Here is a 21,989-nt window from a genome sequence, read left to right on the forward strand (position 1 = left end):
GCCACGGTAATTGCGCCGCCATAGCGTGGGGAAATGCGAGCTGTGTCGCCGCGAACGCTGGGCGCTGAAGAGGAGTTCCACCTTGTCGATCTGAAGACAAGGCGGCTCACGGCGCGCGCACCCGAACTGCTGGCCGAGCTGACCGAGGACTATGTCGCCGAGTTGCAGCGGTGCGTCGTCGAGACCAACACTCAAGTGGTTAATTCGCTGGGCGAATTGCGCGAGGAACTCGTCCGCCAGCGCAAGGTCTTGGTCGAGGCCGCCACCGAATTGGGCATGGGAGTGGTCGCCGCCGGCGCGGTGCCGCTGGCGGTCCCGGCCGAGATGCAGGTGACCAAGACGCCGCGCTATCGGCAGATGCTCGCCGATTACCAACTGCTGGCCCGAGAGCAGCTGATCTGCGGCACCCAGATACATGTGGGCGTCGCCGATCGCGACGAAGCGGTCGAGGTCGGCTACCGGGTGGCCGCGTATCTCCCGACTCTGCTCGCCTTGTCTGCCAGCTCGCCCTTTGCGTCCGACGGGTCTGACACCGGTTACGCGAGTCTGCGCACGCTGGTTTGGCAGCGCTGGCCTACAACGGGTCCGGCCGCCCCGGTTCACACGGCCGCGGAATACGACCAACTGGTCGCCGACCTGGTGGCCAGCGGCGTCATCTTCGACGTCGGGATGGTTTATTTCGACGTGCGCCCGGCTAGCGCGGCGCCGACGCTGGAGCTGCGGGTATGCGACAGCTGCCCGTCCGTGGACACGGTCGTCTTGATCGCCGGGATATTCCGGGCCCTGGTGGAGCGCGAGGCCGCGGCCGCGCACGCGGGAACTGAGCCGACGGTGCTCTCACCGGCGGTGAGCCGGGCCGCGGTGTGGCGAGCCGCCCGGTCGGGGTTGGAGGGCGAGCTGGTCGACGTCCGCGGACCTGTCGGCCGCCCGGCATCCGAGGTGGTTAGCGAGCTGGTCGAGGGACTGCGTGCGCAATTGGACGAAACCGGTGATTGGGAAACCGTGAGCGAGCTGAGCCGCCAAGCGCTCGAGATGGGAACGTCCTCGGCACGGCAGCGGCGGGCGCTGCGCCGTCGCGGGCGTCTCACCGACGTCGTCGACCAGCTCATTGTCGAGACGGCGGCCACCGGTCCGACCTCGATGACTGTCGGTGACGACCGGACGCTTCGGTACGGCTACCAGCCGGGCAGCAAACGCACCGATACCGCTGGTGGCAACCTCGACGACAGTTACGACGAAGCGGTCGACACCAGCGGTCAACCACACCCGCACTATCGGAATGTCCTCGATGCCATCGCCCAGATCGGCGTGGCCGAACTGCGTTCCCGGGAAGCGGCCATCGAGCAGGAGCAGCGCGCCGACAACGTCACGTTTCGCGTCACCGGTCAAACCCGGGCCCAACTGTTCCCGGTTGACCTCGTGCCGCGCATCGTGACCGCACCGGAGTGGACGCAGTTGTGCCAAGGCTTAGCCCAGCGGGCCCGCGCGCTGGACGCGTTTCTGCGCGACATCTATTCCGCGCAAGAGATCGTCGCGGCCGGCATCATCGGCGAACAGATTCTCGACCGGGCACCCGGCTTTCGCTCTACCGGCCGGCTTGCGGGCAATACCGTCCGCGCCCACATCAGCGGCACCGACATCGTGTGCGACCGCGCCGGTGGGTGGACGGTGCTCGAGGACAATTTGCGAGTGCCCTCGGGGATGGCCTACGCCATCGTCAACCATCGCCTGGTCACCAAACACCTCAGCGAGTTGCAACCGCCCGCGGCGATCGAAGAAGCCGGCCAGGCACCCGCGATGCTGCTCGAGACGCTGCGCGCAGCGGCACCGGCGCACGCGTCCGACGACCTGACCGTCGCGGTGCTGTCGACCGGCTGGGAGGACAGCGCATGGTTCGAGCACACCTTTTTGGCCGAGGAAATGTCGGTGGCACTGGTGCAGCCATCCGATCTCTCACTGCGCGACGGCAAACTGGTGCAGCACGTCGGATCAAGGGCCCGCCGCATCGATGTCGTGTATGCGCGGATGGATGAGGACATGCTGTTGTCGTCCACCGGATACGACGGCGTGCCGCTGCGGCCGGGTCTGCTCAGAGCGATCGCGGACGGCGATCTCACCATCGCGAATGCGCTGGCCAACGGTGTCGCAGACGACAAGGCGATTTACGCCTATGTGCCCGACATGATCAAGTTCTATCTCGACGAAAAGCCCAGCCTGGCGCAGGTGCCTACCTGGATCTGCGCCGAACGCGAACAGCGTGACTACGTGCTGGCAAATCTCGGCGACCTGGTCGTCAAACCGATCGACGGACTGGGCGGAAGCGGGGTGTTGATCGGGCCGGACGCCTCCGAGTCCGCGTTGGACGCGCGGCGACGGGAGCTGGAAACGCAACCCGAGCGGTTCATCGCCCAGGAGGCGGTCAACTTATCGACCCATCCCACCTTTGACGGCGACGGCCTATACCCTCATCACGTCGACTTGCGTGCATTTGTGCATCTTCGGGCGGCCGGAAACGGTGCCGTATCGGCACATGTGATGCCCGCGGCGCTGACGCGGGTGGCCAGCCGTGGGTCGCGCATCGTCAACTCGTCATACGGCGGCGGCAGCAAAGATACCTGGATCCTCAGCGAGCCATTAAGCGAAAGCGATTGATATGTGCGGCATCTGCGGTGAGATCCGCTGGGACGGGTGTGCGGCGGATGTCGGCGCCGTCGCGCGCATGACCGGGGCAATGACGTCACGCGGGCCCGATGCCGACGGGGTGGTGGCCCATGGACCCGTCGCACTCGGGCACCGGCGGCTGTCGATCATCGACTTGTCCGCCCGCGGCGCGCAGCCCATGGTCGACGCCGATCTGGGCTTGACGCTGGTGTTCAACGGCTGCATCTACAACTACCAGGAATTGCGCGAGCAACTACACGCCGATGGCTACCGATTCTTCTCCACCGCCGACAGTGAGGTGGTGATCAAGGCGTTTCACAAGTGGGGGGAACGCTGCGTCGAGAAGTTCAAGGGGATGTTCGCGTTCGCCATCGCAGACCGGGACTCCGGCGCGGTGACGCTGGCCCGCGACAGACTCGGCATCAAGCCGCTCTATATCGCGTCCCTACCCGGCGGGCTGCGGTTTGCATCCTCGGTGCGGGCATTGCTCGAGGCCGGCGGGGTGGACACGGAGCTCGACCGTGAAGCGTTGCACCATTACATGACTTTTCACTCCGTGGTACCGGCGCCGCTGACGATATTTCGCGGTGTGCGTAAGCTGCCGCCGGCAACCGTACGGGTGATCCAACCCGACGGTACCCAGGCCGACACCATTTACTGGACACCGGAATTCGGGCGTAATCCGGCGAAAGCGTCATGGTCAGCGCGTGATTGGGAAGCTTCGCTGATGCAGGCACTGCGCACCGCGGTCAAACGCCGGATGGTCGCCGACGTTCCGGTGGGTGTTCTGCTGTCCGGTGGCATCGACTCATCGATCGTGGTCGCGTTACTGGCAGAGGAGGGTCAGCAGGGGCTGGCAACCTTCAGCATCGGGTTCGACTCCGCAGACGGGGAGTCCGGAGACGAGTACTTCTATTCCGATCTGGTCGCCAAGACGTATGACACCGACCACCACAAGATTCACATCGACGAATCGCGACTGGTGCCCGCCGTACCGAAATGCATCGCCGCGATGAGTGAACCCATGGTCAGTCATGACTGCGTCGCCTTTTACCTGCTGTCGCAAGAGGTGAGCAGGTCGGTGAAGGTGGTGCAGTCGGGTCAGGGTGCCGACGAGATCCTGGCCGGTTACTCGTGGTATCCGCCGCTGGCCGATATCGCCCGTGAGCAGACCACCGAGGCGTATGCGAAGGTTTTCTTTGATCGCAGCCATGACGATCTACGGTCAATCTTGGCCCCCGAGTACATGATTGATGCCGATGTCAGCCGCGCATTCGTCGCAGCCCATCAGGGCGCGCCGGGTGCCGACTGTGCTGTCGACGCGGCGCTGCGTCTGGACACCCAGGTGATGCTCGTCGACGATCCCGTCAAGCGGGTCGACACGATGACGATGGCGTGGGGCCTCGAGGCTCGCGTGCCGTTCCTCGACCACGATTTCGTCGAGCTGGCCGCAGCATGTCCGCCCGATTTGAAGCTGGCCTCGGGCGGCAAGGGTGTGCTGAAAGGTGGTGCGCGAGAACTACTTCCGTCGGAGGTGATCGACCGGACCAAAGGCCACTTCCTGGTGCCGGGCATCCGGCATCTGCACGGCGAGGTGTTCGAGATGGTGCGCGATGCGCTGACCAACGGTGCGGCCCGCAACCGCGGCCTGTATCGCACCGACACCGTCGACGCCTTGCTGGCCGCGCCCAACGAGACGCGAACCACATTGGGCTCCAACGCGTTGTGGCAACTGGCGGTGCTCGAAATGTGGCTGCAGAGCCTGGGGGCCTGAGTCGATGGCGCAACACGTGCGCGCCATCTACGGCGCGTCGCTGTCCCCGGACGCGACGGCATTCGCACACCTGATCGACGACGGCGGTTATCCCCGCGCGGTGCAACGCTTTCTGCGAGGCCGCCGGGCAAGCTCGTCGCGCGACGTCGTCCTGCCGGTCGAGGGTCCTGTTTCGCGGGTGATCCACTCGGCGGACGGTCAGTGGCTGGCGTGCGAGGTGGCGCCCAGCGGCGGCACACGAACCCAGATCTGGGTCGTCACCACCGATCCCGACGACAGGATGGCCCTTAGGATCGACGGCATCGACGACGAGCACGACGGGACCGCTGAGCTCGTCGGCTGGGACGGTGGCCGTGTCGCGGCGATCCTGACCGGTGAGGACGGGGTCGGGCAATCGTGTCTGATCGATCCGGCCGACGGCTGTTGCACGGTGTTGGACCGACGCTCTGGTGGCCGCCTGGTCGACGCCTGGGCCGGAGCGGCACTGATCCGGGTCGGACCGCGCGGCTACCACGAACTGATCATGCTGCACGGACCGACCGAGATCGCCTTATTGCCATCCGATCCCGGCTCCACGACGGCCGACGGCGTCATCCTCGACGACCACCATCCGCGCCGCATCCGCTACGGTCCGGATCGCGATCTGACCAAGCTTTACTACCCGGGCACGGGCGCGAACGGATATGTGCGGGCACTGATCCGCAGCGACAATGGCTGTGAATACGCCCGGCTGCTGGAAGTGACGGCCACCCACGACGGCGTCAGTTATTGCGTGGTGGCCGAGCGCCCCAACTGTGAACTGGACGCATTCGCCGTCAGCGACGACCTGTCCACCGTGGTTCTGCTGTGGAACATGCAGGGCCGCAGCGAATTACAAATCCTCCAATATGCCGACAACACCCTGACTGATCCGATCCCACTGCCCGGGCTGGTCGCCGGCGAGCTGTCCATCAGTGCCGGCGGCTCGATGATCGCGATGACCGTCGAAGGTCCGGCGGCGCCGCGCACCGTCGAGCTGGTCGATCCCCGGTCGCGCCGATGGGAACTCATCGATCGCGAACCGAGCCAGGGCCCGGTCGTACCGGGATTTTCCGCCGCGACGAGGCCGGAGACGATCACCGCGCGCGACGGGCTGAGCCTGAATGCCTGGCTCTACCGGCCGCCGGCCGCAGAAGCCGTCAAAGGAGCGGTGGTATACCTGCACGGCGGACCGGAAGGTCAGGCTCGTCCCGGTTACAGCGAGATCTTTGCGCGGCTGGTCAACGACGGGATTCTGGTGCTGGCGCCGAACGTGCGTGGCTCCGGAGGCCTCGGCCGGACCTTCATGCATGCCGACGACAAGGAGAAGCGGTTCGCCGCCATCGACGATGTCGCCGACTGCGTGCGATTCCTGGTGGACAACGGCCTAGCCGACCCGCGGCGAATTGCCTGCGCGGGCTGGTCGTACGGCGGTTATCTGACCATGGCGGCGCTGACGTTTCATCCCGCGTTGTTCGCGGCGGGCATCAGCATCTGCGGCATGAGCGACCTCGGCACGTTCTACCGCCATACCGAGCCGTGGATTGCCGCCGCGGCCTATCCGAAGTACGGCCATCCCGTCAGCGATCGTGAGTTGCTCGAGCACCTGTCGCCCCTGCACCGGGTGGACGCGTTGACGGCGCCGTTGTTGGTGGTCCATGGAGCCAAGGACACCAATGTGCCGATGAGCCAATCGGAACAGATCGTCGACGCGCTACGAAAGGCCGGTCGTCGGGTTGGCTATCTGGTGTTCAGCGACGACGGACATGGCATCGCCAAGCGTGAGAATCGGGTGACGTTGGCCGCCTCGATGAGTCAGTGGTTGACTGCGGCATTCGATGCCGATGACCTCTCGCCGGTGCTCGGTGACGTCGGCAACGGCTAGTTTCGCGTCGCGGTGACGTACTGCATCGAGGAGAGCGTGTCCTCGTTGTCACCCGCCGGCCGGGACGGCAGCGAAAGACCGTAATCCGCAGCCAGATCCGGCACCGCCCTGGCGGTCGTTTGCCAGCCATGGGACCGCAGGTACTCGACCACGTCGTTGCGTTCACCCGCGTACCAGAGGTCGGTCATCTCGATGTCGAAGCCGTGTTCGCGCCATTGGTCGGTGACCTCACGGATGCGGCCGGCCATCGTCGCTACGACATCGCTGGTGCCCTGCAGGTTTTCGGTGGCCAACTGACTTCCCGGCGCGCTGAGCGCAGTGATGTTGTCCAGCATCCGATCCTGGGCCTCGGGCGGCAAGAACGGCATCAGACCCTCGGCGCTCCACGCGGTCGGCTTGCTGGGGTCCAGTCCCGCGGCGCGCAGCGCGGCCGGCCAGTCGTGGCGTAAGTCGACGGGCACTGCGCGCAGGTCGGCCGTCGGGTCGGCACCCAGATCGGCCAGGGTTGCGCTCTTGAACTCGATGACCCGCGACTGGTCGATCTCGAACACCGTCGTCCCGTCGGGCCAGGGCAGCCGGTAGGCGCGGGCGTCCAGCCCCGAGGCCAGAATCACCGCCTGCCGGACACCCGCGGCGGCCGCGGTCACGAAGAAGTCGTCGAAGAACCGGGTGCGGATGCCCATCATCAGGCCCATGCCCACCATGCCGAAGTCGCCGTTGTCGTCAACCTCGGCGGGATCCAGTTCGCCGCCGGCGAGCCGGGTGAAAAACTCCACGCCGACGGCGCGCACCAGCGGCTCGGCGAACGGGTCGTTGATCAGTCGCTGAGGCGCCCGGGTGGCCAGTGCGCGGCCCACGGCTACGCCGGTTGCGGTGGCTCCCACGCCATTTGCCAGGTCCCAGGTGTCGTCATCCGTGCGCGCCATCGCCCCTCCAATCGTCGCTACCGCCGAATGTACGGACGGCTCCTGAACGACTGCTGTGCGAAAACACCGACGAGCATGGAATGCTGAATTCGATGCGGCATTACTACTCCGTGGATGCGATCCGCGACGCCGAAGCACCGCTGCTGGCCAGCCTGCCCGACGGCGTCCTGATGAAACGTGCGGCTTTCGGGTTGGCCACCGAGATTGTCAAACAGTTGACCGCCCGCACCGGCGGCGTCGCCGGTCGGCGGGTGTGCGCGGTCGTCGGCTCGGGCGACAACGGCGGTGACGCGCTGTGGGCGTCGACCTTTCTGCTGCGTCGCGGCGCGGCCGCGCACGCGGTGTTGCTCAGCCCGGACCACACCCACCGCAAGGGCCTGGCCGCCTTTCGCAAAGCCGGCGGCCGCGTCGTCGAGAGCGTCTCGGCGACAACCGATCTCGTCATCGACGGCGTGGTCGGCATCTCCGGCTCGGGTCCGCTGCGGCCGGCAGCGGCCGAAGTGTTCGCCGCGGTCGATGCTCACGAGATCCCAGTGGTCGCCGTCGACATCCCCAGCGGCGTCGACGTGGCGACCGGCGCGATCACCGGCCCCGCGGTGCACGCCGCGCTGACGGTGACGTTCGGTGGCCTCAAGCCCGTGCACGCGCTGGCCGACTGCGGCGACGTCAAGCTGGTCGACATCGGGCTCGACCTGCCGGACACCTCAACAGCATCAGTGCTCGGTTTCGAGGCCGAAGACGTCGTCGCCCGCTGGCCGGTTCCGGGGCCGCACGACGACAAATACACCCAAGGTGTCACGGGCATTCTGGCCGGCTCGTCGACGTATCCGGGTGCGGCCGTGCTGTGCACCGGCGCCGCCGTCGCGGCCACCTCGGGCATGGTGCGCTATGCGGGCAGCGGGCACCGCCAGGTTCTCGCGGTGTGGCCGGAGGTCATCGCGACGCCCTCTCCCGCGGCGGCCGGGCGGGTGCAGGCGTGGGTGGTCGGACCCGGTTTGGGCACCGACGACGCCGGTGCCGCCGCGTTGTGGTTCGCGCTGGAAACCGACCTGCCGGTGCTGGTCGACGCCGACGGGCTGACGATTCTGGCCGCCCACCCCGAGCTGGTGGCCAGTCGTCGCGCACCGACGGTGCTCACCCCGCACGCGGGGGAGTTCGCCCGATTGGCCGGGGCGCCGCCCGGCGACGACCGGATCTCGGCCACCCGCAAGCTGGCCGACACGTTCGGCGCGACCGTCCTGCTCAAGGGCAACGTCACCGTCATCGCCGACCCCGGCGGCCCGGTCTACCTCAATCCCGCCGGGCAGTCCTGGGCGGCCACCGCCGGCTCCGGCGACGTGCTGTCCGGGATGATCGGCGCACTGCTGGCCGCGGGACTGCCGCCGGCCGAGGCGGCCGCCGCCGGCGCCTACGTCCACGCCCGCGCCGCCGCGCTCTCGGCCGCGGACCCGGGTCCCGGTGCGGCGCCCACCTCGGCGTCGCGCATCGTGCCGCACATCCGCGCCGCGCTGGCCGCTCTGTAATCGTCAACGAGAGGATCCGCCATGACCGGCAGCCATCCGTCCGTCCCCGGGCACTCGATCGCCCCCGCCTACACCGGCCGCCTGTTCACCGCGCCGATACCCGCGCTGAGGCTGCCCGAGGAGTCGATGGACCCCGATGCCGCCTATCGCTTCATCCACGACGAGCTGATGCTCGACGGCAGCTCGCGGCTGAACCTGGCCACCTTCGTGACGACCTGGATGGATCCCCAGGCCGGACGGCTGATGGCCGAAACCTTCGACAAGAACATGATCGACAAGGACGAATACCCCGCGACCGCGGCCATCGAGCAGCGCTGTGTGTCCATGGTGGCCGACCTCTTTCACGCTGACGGGCTGCGCGACGACGATCCGTCCAGCGCGACCGGGGTCTCCACCATCGGTTCCAGCGAAGCGGTGATGCTGGGCGGTCTGGCGATGAAGTGGCGATGGCGCGAAAAGGTCGGCTCCGGGAAAAAGGAAGGCTGGAAGGGGCGCACGCCCAACCTGGTGATGGGCTCCAACGTCCAGGTGGTCTGGGAGAAATTCTGCCGCTACTTCGACGTCGAGCCGCGTTACTTGCCGATGGAGGAGGGGCGGTACGTCATCACCCCCGAGCAGGTCGTCGATGCCGTCGACGAGGACACCATCGGGGTGGTCGCGATCCTGGGCACCACCTACACGGGAGAGCTGGAACCGATCGCCGAGATCTGCGCGGCGCTGGACAAGCTGGCGGCCGACGGGGGTGTCGATGTCCCGGTGCACGTCGACGCGGCCAGCGGCGGATTCGTGGTGCCGTTTCTGCATCCCGAGCTCAAGTGGGACTTCCGGCTGCCGCGGGTGGTGTCGATCAACGTCAGCGGCCACAAGTACGGGCTGACCTACCCGGGTGTCGGATTCGTGGTGTGGCGCGACAAGGAGTATCTCCCCGAGGATCTGGTGTTCCACGTGAACTATCTGGGCGGCGACATGCCGACCTTCACGTTGAACTTCTCCCGCCCGGGCAACCAGGTCGTCGGCCAGTACTACAACTTCCTGCGGTTGGGCCGCGAGGGTTACACCCAGGTCATGCAGACGCTGTCGTCGACGGCGCGCTGGCTGGGCGAGCAGCTGCGGGACGGCGAACATTGCGAGCTGATCTCCGACGGCTCGGCAATCCCGGTGGTCAGCTTCCGGCTGGCGCGCGGCCTGGGTTACACCGAGTTCGACGTCTCCCACGAGCTGCGCGGCTACGGCTGGCAGGTGCCCGCCTACACGATGCCCGACAACGCCTCCGACGTGTCGGTGCTGCGGGTCGTGGTGCGCGAGGGACTGTCCGCCGACCTGGCCCGGGCCCTGCACGACGATGCCCGCAGCGCGCTGGCCTCCCTGGACAAGCTGAAGCCGGGTGGGCACTACACCAGCGAGCACTTCGCCCACTAGCGGTCGTGCGTCGCGAGAGTGCATCTAGGGACGCAAATCGCGAGTAGCGGTGTCCCTGGTTGCACTTTCGCGGGGCTTTTTGGGTTTCTGGGACAATAGCGGCCGTGGCAGTAACGCCGATATCCCTGACGCCGGGCGTGCTCGCCGAGGCCGTGGTGGACCTGGGTGCGATCGCGCACAACGTGCGGGTACTGCGCGAGCACGCCGGCTCCGCGCAGGTGATGGCCGTCGTCAAGGCCGACGGCTACGGCCACGGCGCCATCCGGGTGGCACACTCCGCCCTGGCCGCCGGGGCCGCCGAGTTGGGCGTCGCGACGGTCGACGAAGCCTTGGCGCTGCGTGCCGACGGAATCACCGCGCCGGTGCTGGCCTGGCTGCACCCGCCCGGCATCGACTTCGGGCCGGCGCTGCAGGGCAATGTGGAGATCGCGGTGTCCTCGGTGCGTCAGCTCGACGAGGTGCTCGACGCGGTGCACCGGACCGACAAGGCGGCGACGGTGAGCCTCAAGGTCGACACCGGGCTGAACCGCAACGGCGTGCCCCCAGGCCACTACGAAGCGATGTTGACCGCGGTGCGCCGGGCCGTCTCGGACGAGACGATTCGGTTACGCGGGCTGATGTCGCACCTGGTGTTCGCCGACCAGCCCAACAACTCGATCAATGATGTTCAGGCGCAACGGTTTCGCGAGATGCTGGCGTACGCAAACGACCAGGGAGTGCGATTCGAGATTGCCCACCTGTCGAATTCGTCGGCCACGATGTCTCGTCCCGACCTGGCCTTCGACATGGTGCGGCCCGGAATCGCGGTCTACGGCCTGAGTCCGGTTCCCGAGCTCGGCGACATGGGATTGTTGCCCGCAATGACAGTGAAATGCGCTGTCGCACTGGTGAAATCGGTCGGCGCAGGCGAGGGCGTGTCGTACGCCCACACCTGGGTCGCGCCGCACGACACGACCGTGGCGCTGATTCCGATCGGCTACGCCGACGGTGTGTTCCGGTCGCTGGGCGGGCGGCTCGACGTGCTGATCAACGGCAGGCGACGCCCGGGCGTCGGGCGGATCTGCATGGACCAATTCCTCGTCGACCTCGGTCCCGGAGCCGTCGACGTGGCAGAAGGTGACGAGGCGATTCTGTTCGGCCCCGGCGCCACTGGTGAACCAACCGCCCAGGATTGGGCCGATCTGCTCGGCACCATCCACTACGAAGTGGTCACCAGTCCGCGGGGGCGCATCGCCAGGACCTATCGCGAGGCCGAAACCGTTGGACGATGAGGAAACTCGCGGGCGCCTGAGGGGAAGGGCTTGGCTTGCGGGAGGGGCAGGGCTGACTGCGGTCGCCACCATCGTCGGCGCTTCGGTGCGCCGGTCGATGACGCAGCGTGTCACGCTCGCCGAGGACCCGTATGCCGACGAGGATTTCGAGCGCCTCCACAGCGACCGCAGCTATGTGGTGACCACGCCCGACGGCGTGTCGTTGGCGGTGCGTGAAGTCGGCCCGCTGGACGCTGGGCTGACGATGGTCTTCGTGCACGGCTTCTGCCTGCGCATGGGTGCGTTCTACTTTCAGCGCAAGCGACTCGCCGAGAAGTGGGGACCGCGGGTGCGGATGGTCTTCTACGACCAGCGCGGGCATGGGCGCTCCGGCTCGGCCTCACCCGAGACCTACACGCTGACCCAGCTTGGGCAGGACCTGCACAGCGTCCTGACCGAGGTCGCGCCGCGTGGGGTGATCGTGTTGGTCGGCCATTCGATGGGCGGCATGACGGTGTTGTCGCATGCCCGTCAGTACCCGGACCAGTACGGTAGCCGCATCGTCGGGGCGGCGCTGATTTCCACTGCCGCCGAAGGGGTTACCCGCTCGCCGCTGGGTGAGATCCTGAAAAACCCCGCGGTGGAGGCACTGCGGTTCACCGCTCGGTCGGCGCCCAAGCTGATGCACCGCGGCCGCAATGTGTCGCGCTCGCTGATCGGCCCGATTCTGCGGGCCGCGTCCTACAGCGATCTGCATGTCAGCCGCAGCCTGGACGCATTCTCCCAGCGGATGATGAACGGCACCCCGATCCCCACGCTGGTGGGATTCCTGAACGCGCTGGAAACCCACGACGAAACCGCCGGCCTGTGGACATTGCTGCGGATCCCGACGCTGATCGCTTGTGGTGACCACGATCTGATCACTCCGGACGAGTACTCGCGCAAGATGGCGGCCTCGCTGCCGCGCTCGGAGCTGGTCATCGTCAGCGGGGCCAGTCACCTGGCCCTGCTGGACAAGCCCGAGGCCATCAACGACGGGCTGGTCCGGCTGGTCAATCGGGCCATTCCGGGCAGAATGACCCTGTGGTACCGGCGAACTCGACAACGGTTGCGGCGCCGTGGCTGACCTGAGACCCGGCACGGCGACCTGCGAGCGCGCCGAGGACACCATCGCGCTCGGGTCGCGGTTGGGACAGCAGCTGCGCGCCGGTGACGTCGTGGTGCTGTCCGGCCCGCTCGGAGCGGGAAAGACCGTGTTGGCCAAGGGAATTGCCGAGGCGATGGACGTCGACGGCCCGATCACCTCACCGACGTACGTGTTGGCCCGCGTGCACCCGCCGCGGCAGGCGGGCGCGCCGACGATGATTCACGTCGACGTCTACCGGTTACTGGACCACCAGGGCACGGATCTGCTCGCCGAACTCGATTCGCTGGACCTCGACACCGATCTCGAGGACGCGGTCGTCGTGGTGGAGTGGGGCGAGGGCCTGGCCGAACGTCTCTCCGAACGGCATCTCGACATCCGGCTGGAGCGGGTCAGCGGATCCGACGTGCGGATCGTGACGTGGGAGTGGGGCCGGTCGTGAGCCTGATCTTGACTCTGGACACCGCCACCCCCGCGGTGACGGCCGGCATCGTGCGCCGCGACGGCGCCGAGTGCACGGTGCTGGCCCAGCAGGTCACCGTCGACTCTCGCGCCCACGCCGAACGGCTGACCCCGAATGTGCTTGCCGCGCTGGCCGAAGCCGGACTGAGGATGGCCGACCTCGACGGCGTCGTGGTCGGCTGTGGCCCGGGCCCGTTCACCGGTCTGCGCGCCGGGATGGCTTCGGCCGCCGCCTATGGCCATGCGCTGGACATCCCCGTGTGGGGGGTCTGCAGTCTGGACGCCATCGGCGCGCTGACCACCGGCGACACCCTGGTGGTCACCGATGCCCGGCGGCGCGAGGTCTACTGGGCCCGATACAGCGACGGGTTGCGCACGGCCGGCCCGTCGGTCAATGCGCCCGGCGACGTCGACCCCGGACCCGCGAAAGCGGTCGCGGGCTCGCCCGCACACGCGGCGCTGTTCGGTCTTGCGGTCCGCGAGCCCGTCCATCCCACGGCGGCCGGGCTGGTCGCCGCGGTGCCCGACTGGTCCAGCGACCCGGCGCCGCTGGTGGCGCTGTATCTGCGCCGGCCCGACGCCAAACCGCTGGCGGCCCGGGGATGACGGCGTGCAGCGAACCCGTGACGATCGGCGCGCTGACCCGCGCCGACGCGCAGCGGTGTGCGCAACTGGAAGCCCAGCTGTTCGACGGCGACGACCCCTGGCCCGCGGCGGCGTTCCATCGCGAATTGGCCAGTGCCCACAACCATTACGTGGGTGCGCGTACCGCCGATCTTCTCGTCGGCTACGCCGGCATCTCCAGGTTGGGCCGCACCCCGCCGTTCGAATACGAGGTGCACACGATCGGCGTCGACCCGCAGTACCAGGGCCACGGCATCGGCCGCCGGCTGCTCGGGGAGTTGCTGGAGTTCGCCGACGGCGGCGTGGTCTACCTGGAGGTCCGCACCGACAACGAGGCCGCCATCGCGCTTTACCGTAGCGTGGGTTTCGAGCAGATCGGCCTGCGCAAGCGCTACTACCGAGTCAGCGGCGCGGACGCCTACACGATGCGGCGGGAAGCACAATGACAACCACCATCCTTGCCATCGAAACCTCTTGTGACGAAACAGGAGTCGGCATCGCGCGGCTTGAGTCCGACGGCACCGTCACACTGCTGGCCGACGAGGTCGCCTCCAGCGTCGACGAGCACGTCCGGTTCGGCGGTGTGGTCCCCGAAATCGCCTCCCGCGCCCACCTGGAGGCGCTCGGACCGGCCATGCGCCGCGCGCTGGACGCCGCCGAACTGGACAAGCCGGACGTCGTCGCCGCGACCATCGGCCCCGGGCTGGCTGGCGCCTTGCTGGTGGGAGTGGCTGCGGCCAAAGCGTATTCGGCCGCCTGGGACGTGCCGTTCTACGCGGTGAACCATCTGGGCGGGCACCTGGCCGCCGACGTCTACCAGCACGGGCCGTTGCCCGAGTGCGTGGCGCTGCTGGTGTCCGGCGGGCATACGCATCTGCTGCATGTGCGCTCGCTCGGCGAGCCGATCCTCGAGCTCGGCAGCACCGTCGACGACGCCGCGGGCGAGGCCTACGACAAGGTGGCCCGGCTGCTGGGCCTGGGCTATCCGGGCGGCCGGGTCCTCGACGAGCTGGCTCGCACCGGTGACCGCGACGCCATCCCGTTCCCGCGCGGCATGACCGGCCCGCGAGACGACCCGCACACGTTCAGCTTCTCCGGCCTCAAGACCGCGGTCGCGCGCTACGTGGAGGGCAACCCGGACGCCGTGACGGCCGACATCGCCGCCGGATTCCAGGAAGCCGTCGCCGACGTGCTGACCATGAAGGCAGTCCGGGCCGCCACCGGCCTCGGCGTGCGGACACTGCTGATCGCCGGTGGAGTCGCCGCCAACTCGCGGCTGCGCGAGCTGGCCACCGAGCGGTGCGGGCAGGCCGGCCTGACGCTGCGTATCCCCAGGCCACGGCTGTGCACCGACAACGGCGCGATGATCGCGGCGTTCGCCGCGCACCTGATTGGCGCGGGTGCGGCTCCGTCGCCGCTGGACGTGCCGAGCGACCCGGGGCTGCCGGTGGTAAAAGGCCAGGTCGGCTGAGCTCACAGCGTAATTCCGCGGGAAGCAGCAGGGCGCCCTTGAGTGCTAGCACTCTCGTGTATAGAGTGCTAGGTGGCAATCGGACGATCCCCTGTGTCGGCACCCGCGACGACGGCCCGGGGGCGCGGCCGAATGCCGAATCATCTGATAAACGGACGGTTCGGGCGAAGCCCCGGGCCGGCCGCCAACTCCAGTCCGGGCGAATCCCGGACCCGATCCAAATAGTGGAGGGCTCCAATCGTGGCGAAGGTGAAGATCAAGCCACTCGAGGACAAGATCCTCGTGCAGGCCAACGAGGCCGAGACCACGACCGCGTCCGGTCTGGTCATTCCTGACACCGCCAAGGAGAAGCCGCAAGAAGGCACCGTCGTCGCAGTCGGCCCCGGCCGGTGGGACGAGGACGGCGACAAGCGGATCCCGCTTGACGTTTCCGAGGGTGACACCGTCATCTACAGCAAGTACGGCGGCACCGAGATCAAGTACGGCGGCGAGGAGTACCTGATCCTGTCGGCACGCGACGTGCTGGCTGTCGTATCCAAGTAAGAACCGTGTTCCGCCCCGGCGATCCCTGTGCGCAAGCACGGGTGATTTCCGGGGCGGCATGCGTTCTCACGCCTCTTGAAGGAGCCTGATGAGCAAGCTTATTGAGTACGACGAGACCGCGCGTCGCGCGATGGAGGCGGGCGTGAACAAGCTCGCCGACGCGGTGCGGGTCACGCTGGGTCCCCGCGGTCGGCATGTGGTGCTGGCCAAGGCGTTCGGCGGGCCGGTGATCACCAACGACGGCGTGACCGTCGCGCGTGAGATCGACCTGGAAGACCCGTTCGAGAACTTGGGTGCCCAGCTGGTGAAGTCGGTGGCCACCAAGACCAACGACGTCGCCGGCGACGGCACCACCACCGCCACCGTGCTGGCACAGGCGCTGGTGAAGGGCGGCCTGCGCTTGGTCGCCGCCGGTGCCAACCCGATCGCGCTGGGCGCGGGCATCAGCAAGGCCGCCGACGCGGTGTCCGAGGCGCTGCTGGCCGCGGCCACTCCGGTTGCCGGGCGAGAGGGTATCGCGCAGATCGCGACGGTCTCCTCGCGCGACGAGCAGATCGGCACGCTGGTCGGCGAGGGCATGAACAAGGTCGGCGCCGATGGCGTCGTCAGCGTTGAGGAATCGTCGACGCTGAACACCGAGCTCGAATTCACCGAGGGCGTCGGCTTCGACAAGGGTTTCCTGTCGGCGTACTTCGTCAACGACTTCGACTCGCAGGAGGCCGTGCTCGAAGACCCGCTGATCCTGCTGCACCAGGAGAAGATCAGCTCGTTGCCGGACCTGCTGCCGATGCTGGAGAAGATCGCCGAATCGGGCAAGCCGCTGCTGATCGTCGCCGAGGACGTCGAGGGCGAGGCGTTGGCGACGCTGGTCGTCAACTCGATCCGCAAGACGCTCAAGGCTGTTGCGGTCAAGTCGCCGTTCTTCGGTGACCGCCGCAAGGCCTTCCTCGAGGATCTGGCGATCGTGACGGGCGGTCAGGTGGTCAACCCCGACGCCGGTTTGGTGCTGCGTGAGGTGGGCACCGAGGTGCTGGGCTCCGCCCGGCGCGTGGTGGTCAGCAAAGACGACACCATCATCGTCGACGGCGGTGGCTCTAAGGACGCAGTGGAAAAGCGGGTCAAGCAGCTGCGTGCCGAGATCGAGGCGAGCGATTCGGAATGGGATCGCGAGAAGCTGCAGGAGCGCGTGGCGAAGCTGGCCGGCGGCGTGGCCGTCATCAAGGTCGGGGCCGCTACCGAGACCGCCCTCAAGGAGCGCAAGGAAAGCGTCGAGGACGCCGTCGCGGCCGCCAAGGCGGCCGTCGAGGAGGGCATCGTCGCCGGCGGTGGTTCGGCGCTGATTCAGGCCGGCAAGTCGCTGAACAAGCTGCGCGAGTCGTTGTCCGGCGACGAGGCGTCAGGTGTCGGTGTGTTCGCCGAGGCGCTGTCCGCGCCGCTGTACTGGATCGCGGTCAACGCCGGGCTGGACGGCGCGGTCGCGGTGCACAAGGTCAGTGAGCTGCCCGCCGGGCACGGCCTGAACGCCGCGACGCTGGAGTACGGCGACCTGATCAAGCAGGGTGTCATCGACCCCGTCAAGGTCACCCGGTCGGCGGTGCTGAATGCGGCCTCGGTTGCCCGCATGGTGCTGACCACCGAGACGGCGGTCGTCGAGAAGCCGGCCAACGAGGAGGATGACCACGGCCACGGCCACGGTCACCACCATCACCACTGAGCGAGTTAGTGCGAAACACCCCCGGCCATTCGGCCGGGGGTGTTTCGTCTTCGGCGGCTTACTGCGACGGCGCCGGTTGCTAGGCTGGCCGCACCGATGACGTGGGGGGCACGAGGGTGAACTATCCGCAGCAGTGGCCACCGCCGCAACCGCCGCACAGCCCGCAGCAATGGCCACCGCCGTATCCCCCGCCTTATCCAGTCCCGCCCTACCCGCCGGCGCCCGCGCCGCGTAAGACCAATCGCGCACTCGTCGTTGTGCTTTCGATCGCCGCGATCGTCTTGCTGGTACCGGCGGCGATCATCGGATTTTTCGTGGTCCGCGACATTGCTCGCGACGGGCGCGGTGAAAGCCGGAAGGCCGCCTCCATTACGGACTTCAATGCGGTGTGCGATGGCGGGTCGATCCGCAATGCCGCAGCCTACGGGAAGCCGTACAAGATCGTCGCATTCGCTCCAGACGACGAGCCGAACCCGATGCGGGAAATGACAAACACCCACTGGAGCGAAGTGATGATCGACCCCCATGCCGATTACCGGGCCAATCCCAACGACTTCCTGTCGACGAATGTTGTTGCCTGCCTTACCCGCAAGCCCGGAACCGAGGTGAAGTCACTCACCTGCAACCTCAAGACGGACACGGGCGAACATGTGACCGTCGACTACTACGCGGTGCAGTACAACCTCGAACTCCGCGAGGCGAAGACCGGCAAGCAGATCGAACAACTCGGAACGGTCGACGGTCCCGCAGCCAGCTGTCCGTTCCTGGTATGGGTCAACAAACGCGATCCAAAGACCTACGCGGAACCAGATCATGCGGAGGTCGACGCCAAGCTCGCCGAGTTCGCCGACAGGTGACTAATTGGGCGGCCGGTGCGTCGTCACAGCCCGGCGATGACGATGCCCACGCCGACCACAATCGCGACCGACAGCGACACCAACAGAAAGCTGACGATCGCCTCCTTCGCCGCCGCGGCTTCGTGGTCGCCCGTGGCGATCGGCGCGAGTTTGCGGCCGGCGCCCCACGCCGCAGCAAGCAGCGACGCGATCCAGTTCGCGTAGGCGGCATAGACGATCAGTACGACTGCCGTAACTGCCCACGCCTTGGGCAAGTGGATGTGTGGCCAGAGTAGGCCCAGCAGAACGAGGAACATGCCGTTGAGGACGGCCTCGAGGTGACTCGACAGCCCCATGCGCGGGTTCTTCAGAGCCGGGACGGCAAATCCAGTGAGCAGACCGAGCAGAAACAAGACCAACCCCAGCGTGAACAACCCCGTCTGCATGCCGAACAGTATGGGCGTTCCGACTGCTTGTGTCTGAAAATGATCGAAAGTGGGGCCGCGATCGTCAGCCGGGCGCGACGGCGCGCACGAAGTTCTCGGCGAATACGTCTCACACCGTGTCGACGTCGGGCATCGACGACCCGGTGACATTCGGCAGCACCGGCCGGGCGAGCATGTGAATCATGATGGGGCCCAGCAGTTGTCACGGTCATCACCATCACTGAGTGAGTTTGTGCGGAGCGCCCGCGGCCATTCGGCCGGGGCGTTTTCGTTTGCCAGGCAGCTCGCGCCGTTTCTTGAGACTGGAGCCACTGCGACGGCCCTTGGCCCTAGTCGCCGTGGACTGACTTCAGACCGTCAGGTGAAGATGCGGTCCACAACCGTGCCTAGGGACTAAAGGCTAGACGCTAGGGACCAATGGCCTCATGCTCCGGTTTGTGCTGTTGCCTAACGTCAGTGTGAACGCGGCAACAGCCAACAGGGAGCATCGGATGACGTTCGAGCACAGGCACTCCGGAATCGTGGTCGGCGTCGACGGGTCGTCGGCGTCGACGACGGCGGTCGAATGGGCCGCGCAGGACGCTGAGATGCGGAACGTGCCGCTGAAGTTGGTACACGCCATCGCCCCGATCGTGCCGCCTACCGATGACGGGCCAGCCGTCGCAGCGGTTGCCGATTATGAGCAGCTGCAGGACGACCAAGCCCGCCAAATCATCGAGCAGGCGCTCAAAGTTGCTAAGGACGCCGTCTCACCGGGCTGGACATCGAACGTGACGAGCGAAACGCTAAAAGCGCCGATCGTGCCCGCCCTGGTCGGCCTGTCAATGGACGCCGAACTTTTGGTGGTGGGCTGCCGAGGCCAGGGGGCCGTAGCTCGCGCCTTCCTCGGTTCGGTCAGCAGCGGGGTGGCGCACCACGCATATTGCCCGGTCGCCGTCATGCACGAGGAAGGCTCCGTGACGGCGCGCTCGCCGCAGGCGCCGGTTGTAGTGGGCATCGACGGTTCCCCGACTTCGGAGCTCGCGACCGAGATCGCCTTCGATGAAGCTTCGCGTCGCGGTGTGGAATTGGTGGCGCTTCACGCTTGGAGCGACATGGGTCCCCTCGGTTTCCCGAGTATCGGTTGGGCGCCTATCGAGTGGCGCAACATCAAGGATGAGGAGGAAGAAGTCCTCGCCGAGCGGCTATCCGGATGGCAAGCGCGCTACCCCGATGTTGGCGTCCACAAGATCGTCGTGTGCGACCAGCCCGCCCCGAGACTGCTCGAACAGGCGCAGCGAGCTCAGCTCGTGGTGGTGGGCAGCCACGGCCGCGGCGGTTTTCCCGGCATGCTGTTGGGTTCGGTCAGCACCGCGGTCGTGAACCTCGCTCAAATCCCGGTAATCATCGCCCGCGTGCGCCAGGCGCGTTGAGGCCGAAGCTGTTCGACACAAGCGAGAGTGAGAGGAGACGGTAATGAGTTGTTGGTGCGGGCACGGTCCATGGCATCATCACGGGTACCTCTACGCCTATCCGCCTCCGGGGGCACATGAGCTGCCATCGACAATGTTTTATCCGTCGGGCGGACCGCCTCGGCGCCGGCGGCGGCGTGCCGATGCAGAAGAGCTAGCTGATTACCTTGCTGAGCTCGAAGCCGAAGTCGCGAGTATCCGCCGTGAACTCGACGACCTGCGCAAGCCGGACACCAGGGGCAACTGATCGGACGACCATCCCAGGTGCTGCACCGCCTCATCAGTGCCGCATCCCCCGAGAACGGTGACGGTGCAGCTTTATATGGATGATGACGAACCAGTCCTCAAGGTCTCGGACCTGAAGGTGACGCTCGCGGGTGAGACGGTGCTGGCAAACCTGTCGTTCGTCGTGCGGCGAGGCGAAATTCTGACGATCTTGGGCCCCAACGGTGCGGGCAAGACCGTTCTGCTGCGCGCGCTTCTCGGTGTAATCCCCTACGGGGGCTCGATTAGGTGGAAGAGAGGTACCCGCATCGGCTACGTGCCGCAGCGGCTGCCCTACATCAAGAGCATCCCTCTCTCGGTCGCGGACTTCTTCGCGCTAAAGAAAGACGCTGAACCGGATGTCGACCAAATGTTGCACACCGTCGGACTCTCCGGCGAGCTTGCCAACAAACGGATTGGTGATCTGTCCTCTGGGCAGTTCCAACGGGTCCTTATCGCATGGGCTCTCGCCGGGGATCCGCAAGTCCTCTTATTCGACGAGCCCACGACGGGCGTCGACATGAGTGGTGAGGAGACCGTCTACGCGCTTCTTGCAAGGCTGCATGAGGAGCGCAACCTCACCATGCTCATCGTCACCCACGACTTGGCGGTAGTTCACCGCCTCTCGTCCAACGTGCTGTGTCTGAACAAACAGCCGATTTGCCAGGGGTCCCCCACCTCGACCCTCACGCCCGAGAACCTGCAGCGCCTCTACGGTGCCGAGGTCAAGTTCTATGAGCACAAGCACGAGTAGCGGCCCATGCCTTCAACGTCGCTCAGTGTGATTTCGGGAATGTTCATCGGTGGTTCCGCCGGCTACCTCGGCTCCCTGATGCTGAGTCGCAGGATGGCGCTTGTTGCCGGGCCGCTCGGTCACCTGACCTTGCCGGGGATAGCCCTCGCGCTGGTCTGGGGTTTCGACGTCTCTCTCGGGGCGTTCCCCTTCGTCATACTCGGGGTGGTCCTGATCTGGCTGCTGGGGATGAGGACGCAGCTGTCGATGGAAGCACTGACGGCCGTCGTGTTCGCGTCCGGCGTGGCAATCGCATTCTTATTTCTGCCTGTCGATCAAGCCGAGGCTGCTTTGGTGGGAGACATCTCGAAGGCCGGCTGGGCAGACACTGCGCTAGCGGTCGTCGCGTCGATCGCCGTGATCGTCGCGGTCAATCGCGCCTATCCGAAGCTGGTCCTGGGGAATATCTCGGAGGAACTCGCCGCCGCCGAGGGAATCGACGTGAGGCGATACAACTTGCTCTACCTTTTCTTGATCGCGGTCGTCGTGGCGCTCGGAGTAAAGATGGTTGGCGGGCTCTTGACCGCCGCGCTCGTCGCGATCCCGCCAGCGGCCGCGCGAAACGTCGGTAAGAACCTCAGGCAGTACACCCTCGGCGCGAGCGCCACAGGCGTCTTGTCAGCGGTGCTCGGCATTGTGTTGTTCCGGTTTACAGGATTGCCCGCCGGGCCATTAATCGTTCTCGTGAGCGCCGCGGTGTTCGTGCTCACGTTGCCCTTCGCCAGATGACAAGCGTGTCTCAGCGTTGTCATGTTTGCCTGTTCATGCGGGCATTCGTTCGGTGT

At 66.8% G+C, this 21,989-nt stretch carries 20 protein-coding genes; 18 read left to right on the forward strand and 2 right to left on the reverse strand.

Annotated elements, in window-relative coordinates:
* Positions 1-33: 33 nt before the first annotated feature.
* The 3 genes from AC5Y5O_RS03065 to AC5Y5O_RS03075 are packed head-to-tail and all read left to right on the forward strand — an operon-like array spanning position 34 to position 6,338.
* Entirely contained in the window at positions 34-2,652 is a 2,619-nt protein-coding gene (locus tag AC5Y5O_RS03065) for a glutamate--cysteine ligase (protein WP_500023643.1), read from the forward strand.
* A gap of 1 nt (position 2,653) precedes the next feature.
* Positions 2,654-4,435: an N-acetylglutaminylglutamine amidotransferase gene (locus AC5Y5O_RS03070; protein ID WP_500023645.1), complete on the forward strand. Its 1,782-nt coding sequence runs from the start codon at positions 2,654-2,656 to the stop codon at positions 4,433-4,435.
* Between the two features lie 4 nt (positions 4,436-4,439).
* The gene (locus AC5Y5O_RS03075) at positions 4,440-6,338 is read left to right on the forward strand and encodes an alpha/beta hydrolase family protein (protein WP_500023647.1); all 1,899 of its coding nucleotides are present in this window, start codon (positions 4,440-4,442) and stop codon (positions 6,336-6,338) included.
* On the opposite strand, the gene AC5Y5O_RS03080 is transcribed toward AC5Y5O_RS03075, so the two are convergent.
* Positions 6,335-7,264 (reverse strand): class I SAM-dependent methyltransferase, encoded by a 930-nt coding sequence (locus AC5Y5O_RS03080; protein ID WP_500023649.1) that lies wholly within the window; start codon positions 7,262-7,264, stop codon positions 6,335-6,337. The two genes, AC5Y5O_RS03075 and AC5Y5O_RS03080, sit on opposite strands and share 4 nt — an antisense overlap.
* A 92-nt stretch (positions 7,265-7,356) precedes the next feature.
* On the opposite strand from AC5Y5O_RS03080, the gene AC5Y5O_RS03085 reads away from it, so the two are divergent.
* From AC5Y5O_RS03085 to AC5Y5O_RS03135, 11 genes are all read left to right on the forward strand, one after another.
* Positions 7,357-8,787 carry an NAD(P)H-hydrate dehydratase gene (locus AC5Y5O_RS03085; RefSeq protein ID WP_500023761.1) on the forward strand — a complete coding sequence of 477 codons (1,431 nt, stop codon included), beginning with the start codon at positions 7,357-7,359 and terminating at the stop codon, positions 8,785-8,787.
* A gap of 21 nt (positions 8,788-8,808) precedes the next feature.
* On the forward strand, positions 8,809-10,206 hold the full coding sequence (gad, locus tag AC5Y5O_RS03090) for a glutamate decarboxylase (RefSeq protein WP_500023651.1): 1,398 nt from the start codon (positions 8,809-8,811) through the stop codon (positions 10,204-10,206).
* 104 nt (positions 10,207-10,310) lie between these two features.
* Entirely contained in the window at positions 10,311-11,477 is a 1,167-nt protein-coding gene (gene alr / locus AC5Y5O_RS03095) for an alanine racemase (protein ID WP_096284938.1), read from the forward strand.
* 52 nt (positions 11,478-11,529) lie between these two features.
* Positions 11,530-12,582, forward strand: a complete 1,053-nt coding sequence (locus AC5Y5O_RS03100; protein ID WP_207768515.1) for an alpha/beta fold hydrolase — start codon at positions 11,530-11,532, stop codon at positions 12,580-12,582.
* Positions 12,575-13,042 (forward strand): tRNA (adenosine(37)-N6)-threonylcarbamoyltransferase complex ATPase subunit type 1 TsaE, encoded by a 468-nt coding sequence (tsaE, locus tag AC5Y5O_RS03105; RefSeq protein ID WP_500023654.1) that lies wholly within the window; start codon positions 12,575-12,577, stop codon positions 13,040-13,042. The genes AC5Y5O_RS03100 and tsaE overlap by 8 nt, the downstream gene beginning before the upstream one ends.
* Positions 13,039-13,668: a tRNA (adenosine(37)-N6)-threonylcarbamoyltransferase complex dimerization subunit type 1 TsaB gene (gene tsaB, locus AC5Y5O_RS03110; protein ID WP_500023656.1), complete on the forward strand. Its 630-nt coding sequence runs from the start codon at positions 13,039-13,041 to the stop codon at positions 13,666-13,668. The genes tsaE and tsaB overlap by 4 nt, the downstream gene beginning before the upstream one ends.
* The gene (gene rimI, locus AC5Y5O_RS03115; protein ID WP_500023658.1) at positions 13,665-14,132 is read left to right on the forward strand and encodes a ribosomal protein S18-alanine N-acetyltransferase; all 468 of its coding nucleotides are present in this window, start codon (positions 13,665-13,667) and stop codon (positions 14,130-14,132) included. Before tsaB ends, rimI begins: the two co-directional genes overlap by 4 nt.
* Positions 14,129-15,157: a tRNA (adenosine(37)-N6)-threonylcarbamoyltransferase complex transferase subunit TsaD gene (tsaD, locus tag AC5Y5O_RS03120; RefSeq protein ID WP_500023660.1), complete on the forward strand. Its 1,029-nt coding sequence runs from the start codon at positions 14,129-14,131 to the stop codon at positions 15,155-15,157. The genes rimI and tsaD overlap by 4 nt, the downstream gene beginning before the upstream one ends.
* A gap of 240 nt (positions 15,158-15,397) precedes the next feature.
* Positions 15,398-15,700, forward strand: a complete 303-nt coding sequence (groES, locus tag AC5Y5O_RS03125; protein ID WP_090600574.1) for a co-chaperone GroES — start codon at positions 15,398-15,400, stop codon at positions 15,698-15,700.
* 88 nt (positions 15,701-15,788) lie between these two features.
* Positions 15,789-17,414 carry a chaperonin GroEL gene (gene groL, locus AC5Y5O_RS03130; RefSeq protein ID WP_500023663.1) on the forward strand — a complete coding sequence of 542 codons (1,626 nt, stop codon included), beginning with the start codon at positions 15,789-15,791 and terminating at the stop codon, positions 17,412-17,414.
* A 257-nt stretch (positions 17,415-17,671) separates the two neighbouring features.
* A complete protein-coding gene (locus tag AC5Y5O_RS03135) occupies positions 17,672-18,271 on the forward strand; it encodes a hypothetical protein (RefSeq protein WP_500023665.1) in 600 nt (199 codons plus the stop codon).
* Between the two features lie 23 nt (positions 18,272-18,294).
* Here the strand turns inward: AC5Y5O_RS03135 and AC5Y5O_RS03140 are convergent, their stop codons facing one another.
* Complete coding sequence (locus tag AC5Y5O_RS03140; RefSeq protein WP_500023667.1) at positions 18,295-18,696, reverse strand: styrene oxide isomerase; 402 nt, start codon at positions 18,694-18,696, stop codon at positions 18,295-18,297.
* A 29-nt stretch (positions 18,697-18,725) separates the two neighbouring features.
* On the opposite strand from AC5Y5O_RS03140, the gene AC5Y5O_RS03145 reads away from it, so the two are divergent.
* The 4 genes from AC5Y5O_RS03145 to AC5Y5O_RS03160 all read left to right on the forward strand — a co-directional run bounded on the left by AC5Y5O_RS03145 (position 18,726) and on the right by AC5Y5O_RS03160 (position 21,933).
* The gene (locus AC5Y5O_RS03145; RefSeq protein ID WP_500023668.1) at positions 18,726-18,875 is read left to right on the forward strand and encodes a hypothetical protein; all 150 of its coding nucleotides are present in this window, start codon (positions 18,726-18,728) and stop codon (positions 18,873-18,875) included.
* 312 nt (positions 18,876-19,187) lie between these two features.
* Positions 19,188-20,108 carry a universal stress protein gene (locus AC5Y5O_RS03150; RefSeq protein WP_500023670.1) on the forward strand — a complete coding sequence of 307 codons (921 nt, stop codon included), beginning with the start codon at positions 19,188-19,190 and terminating at the stop codon, positions 20,106-20,108.
* Between the two features lie 343 nt (positions 20,109-20,451).
* Positions 20,452-21,165 carry a metal ABC transporter ATP-binding protein gene (locus AC5Y5O_RS03155; RefSeq protein WP_500023672.1) on the forward strand — a complete coding sequence of 238 codons (714 nt, stop codon included), beginning with the start codon at positions 20,452-20,454 and terminating at the stop codon, positions 21,163-21,165.
* A gap of 39 nt (positions 21,166-21,204) precedes the next feature.
* Positions 21,205-21,933, forward strand: a complete 729-nt coding sequence (locus AC5Y5O_RS03160; protein WP_500023674.1) for a metal ABC transporter permease — start codon at positions 21,205-21,207, stop codon at positions 21,931-21,933.
* The last annotated feature ends 56 nt before the right edge of the window (positions 21,934-21,989 follow it).

The organism is Mycobacterium sp. NGS40 (genome assembly GCF_059812735.1).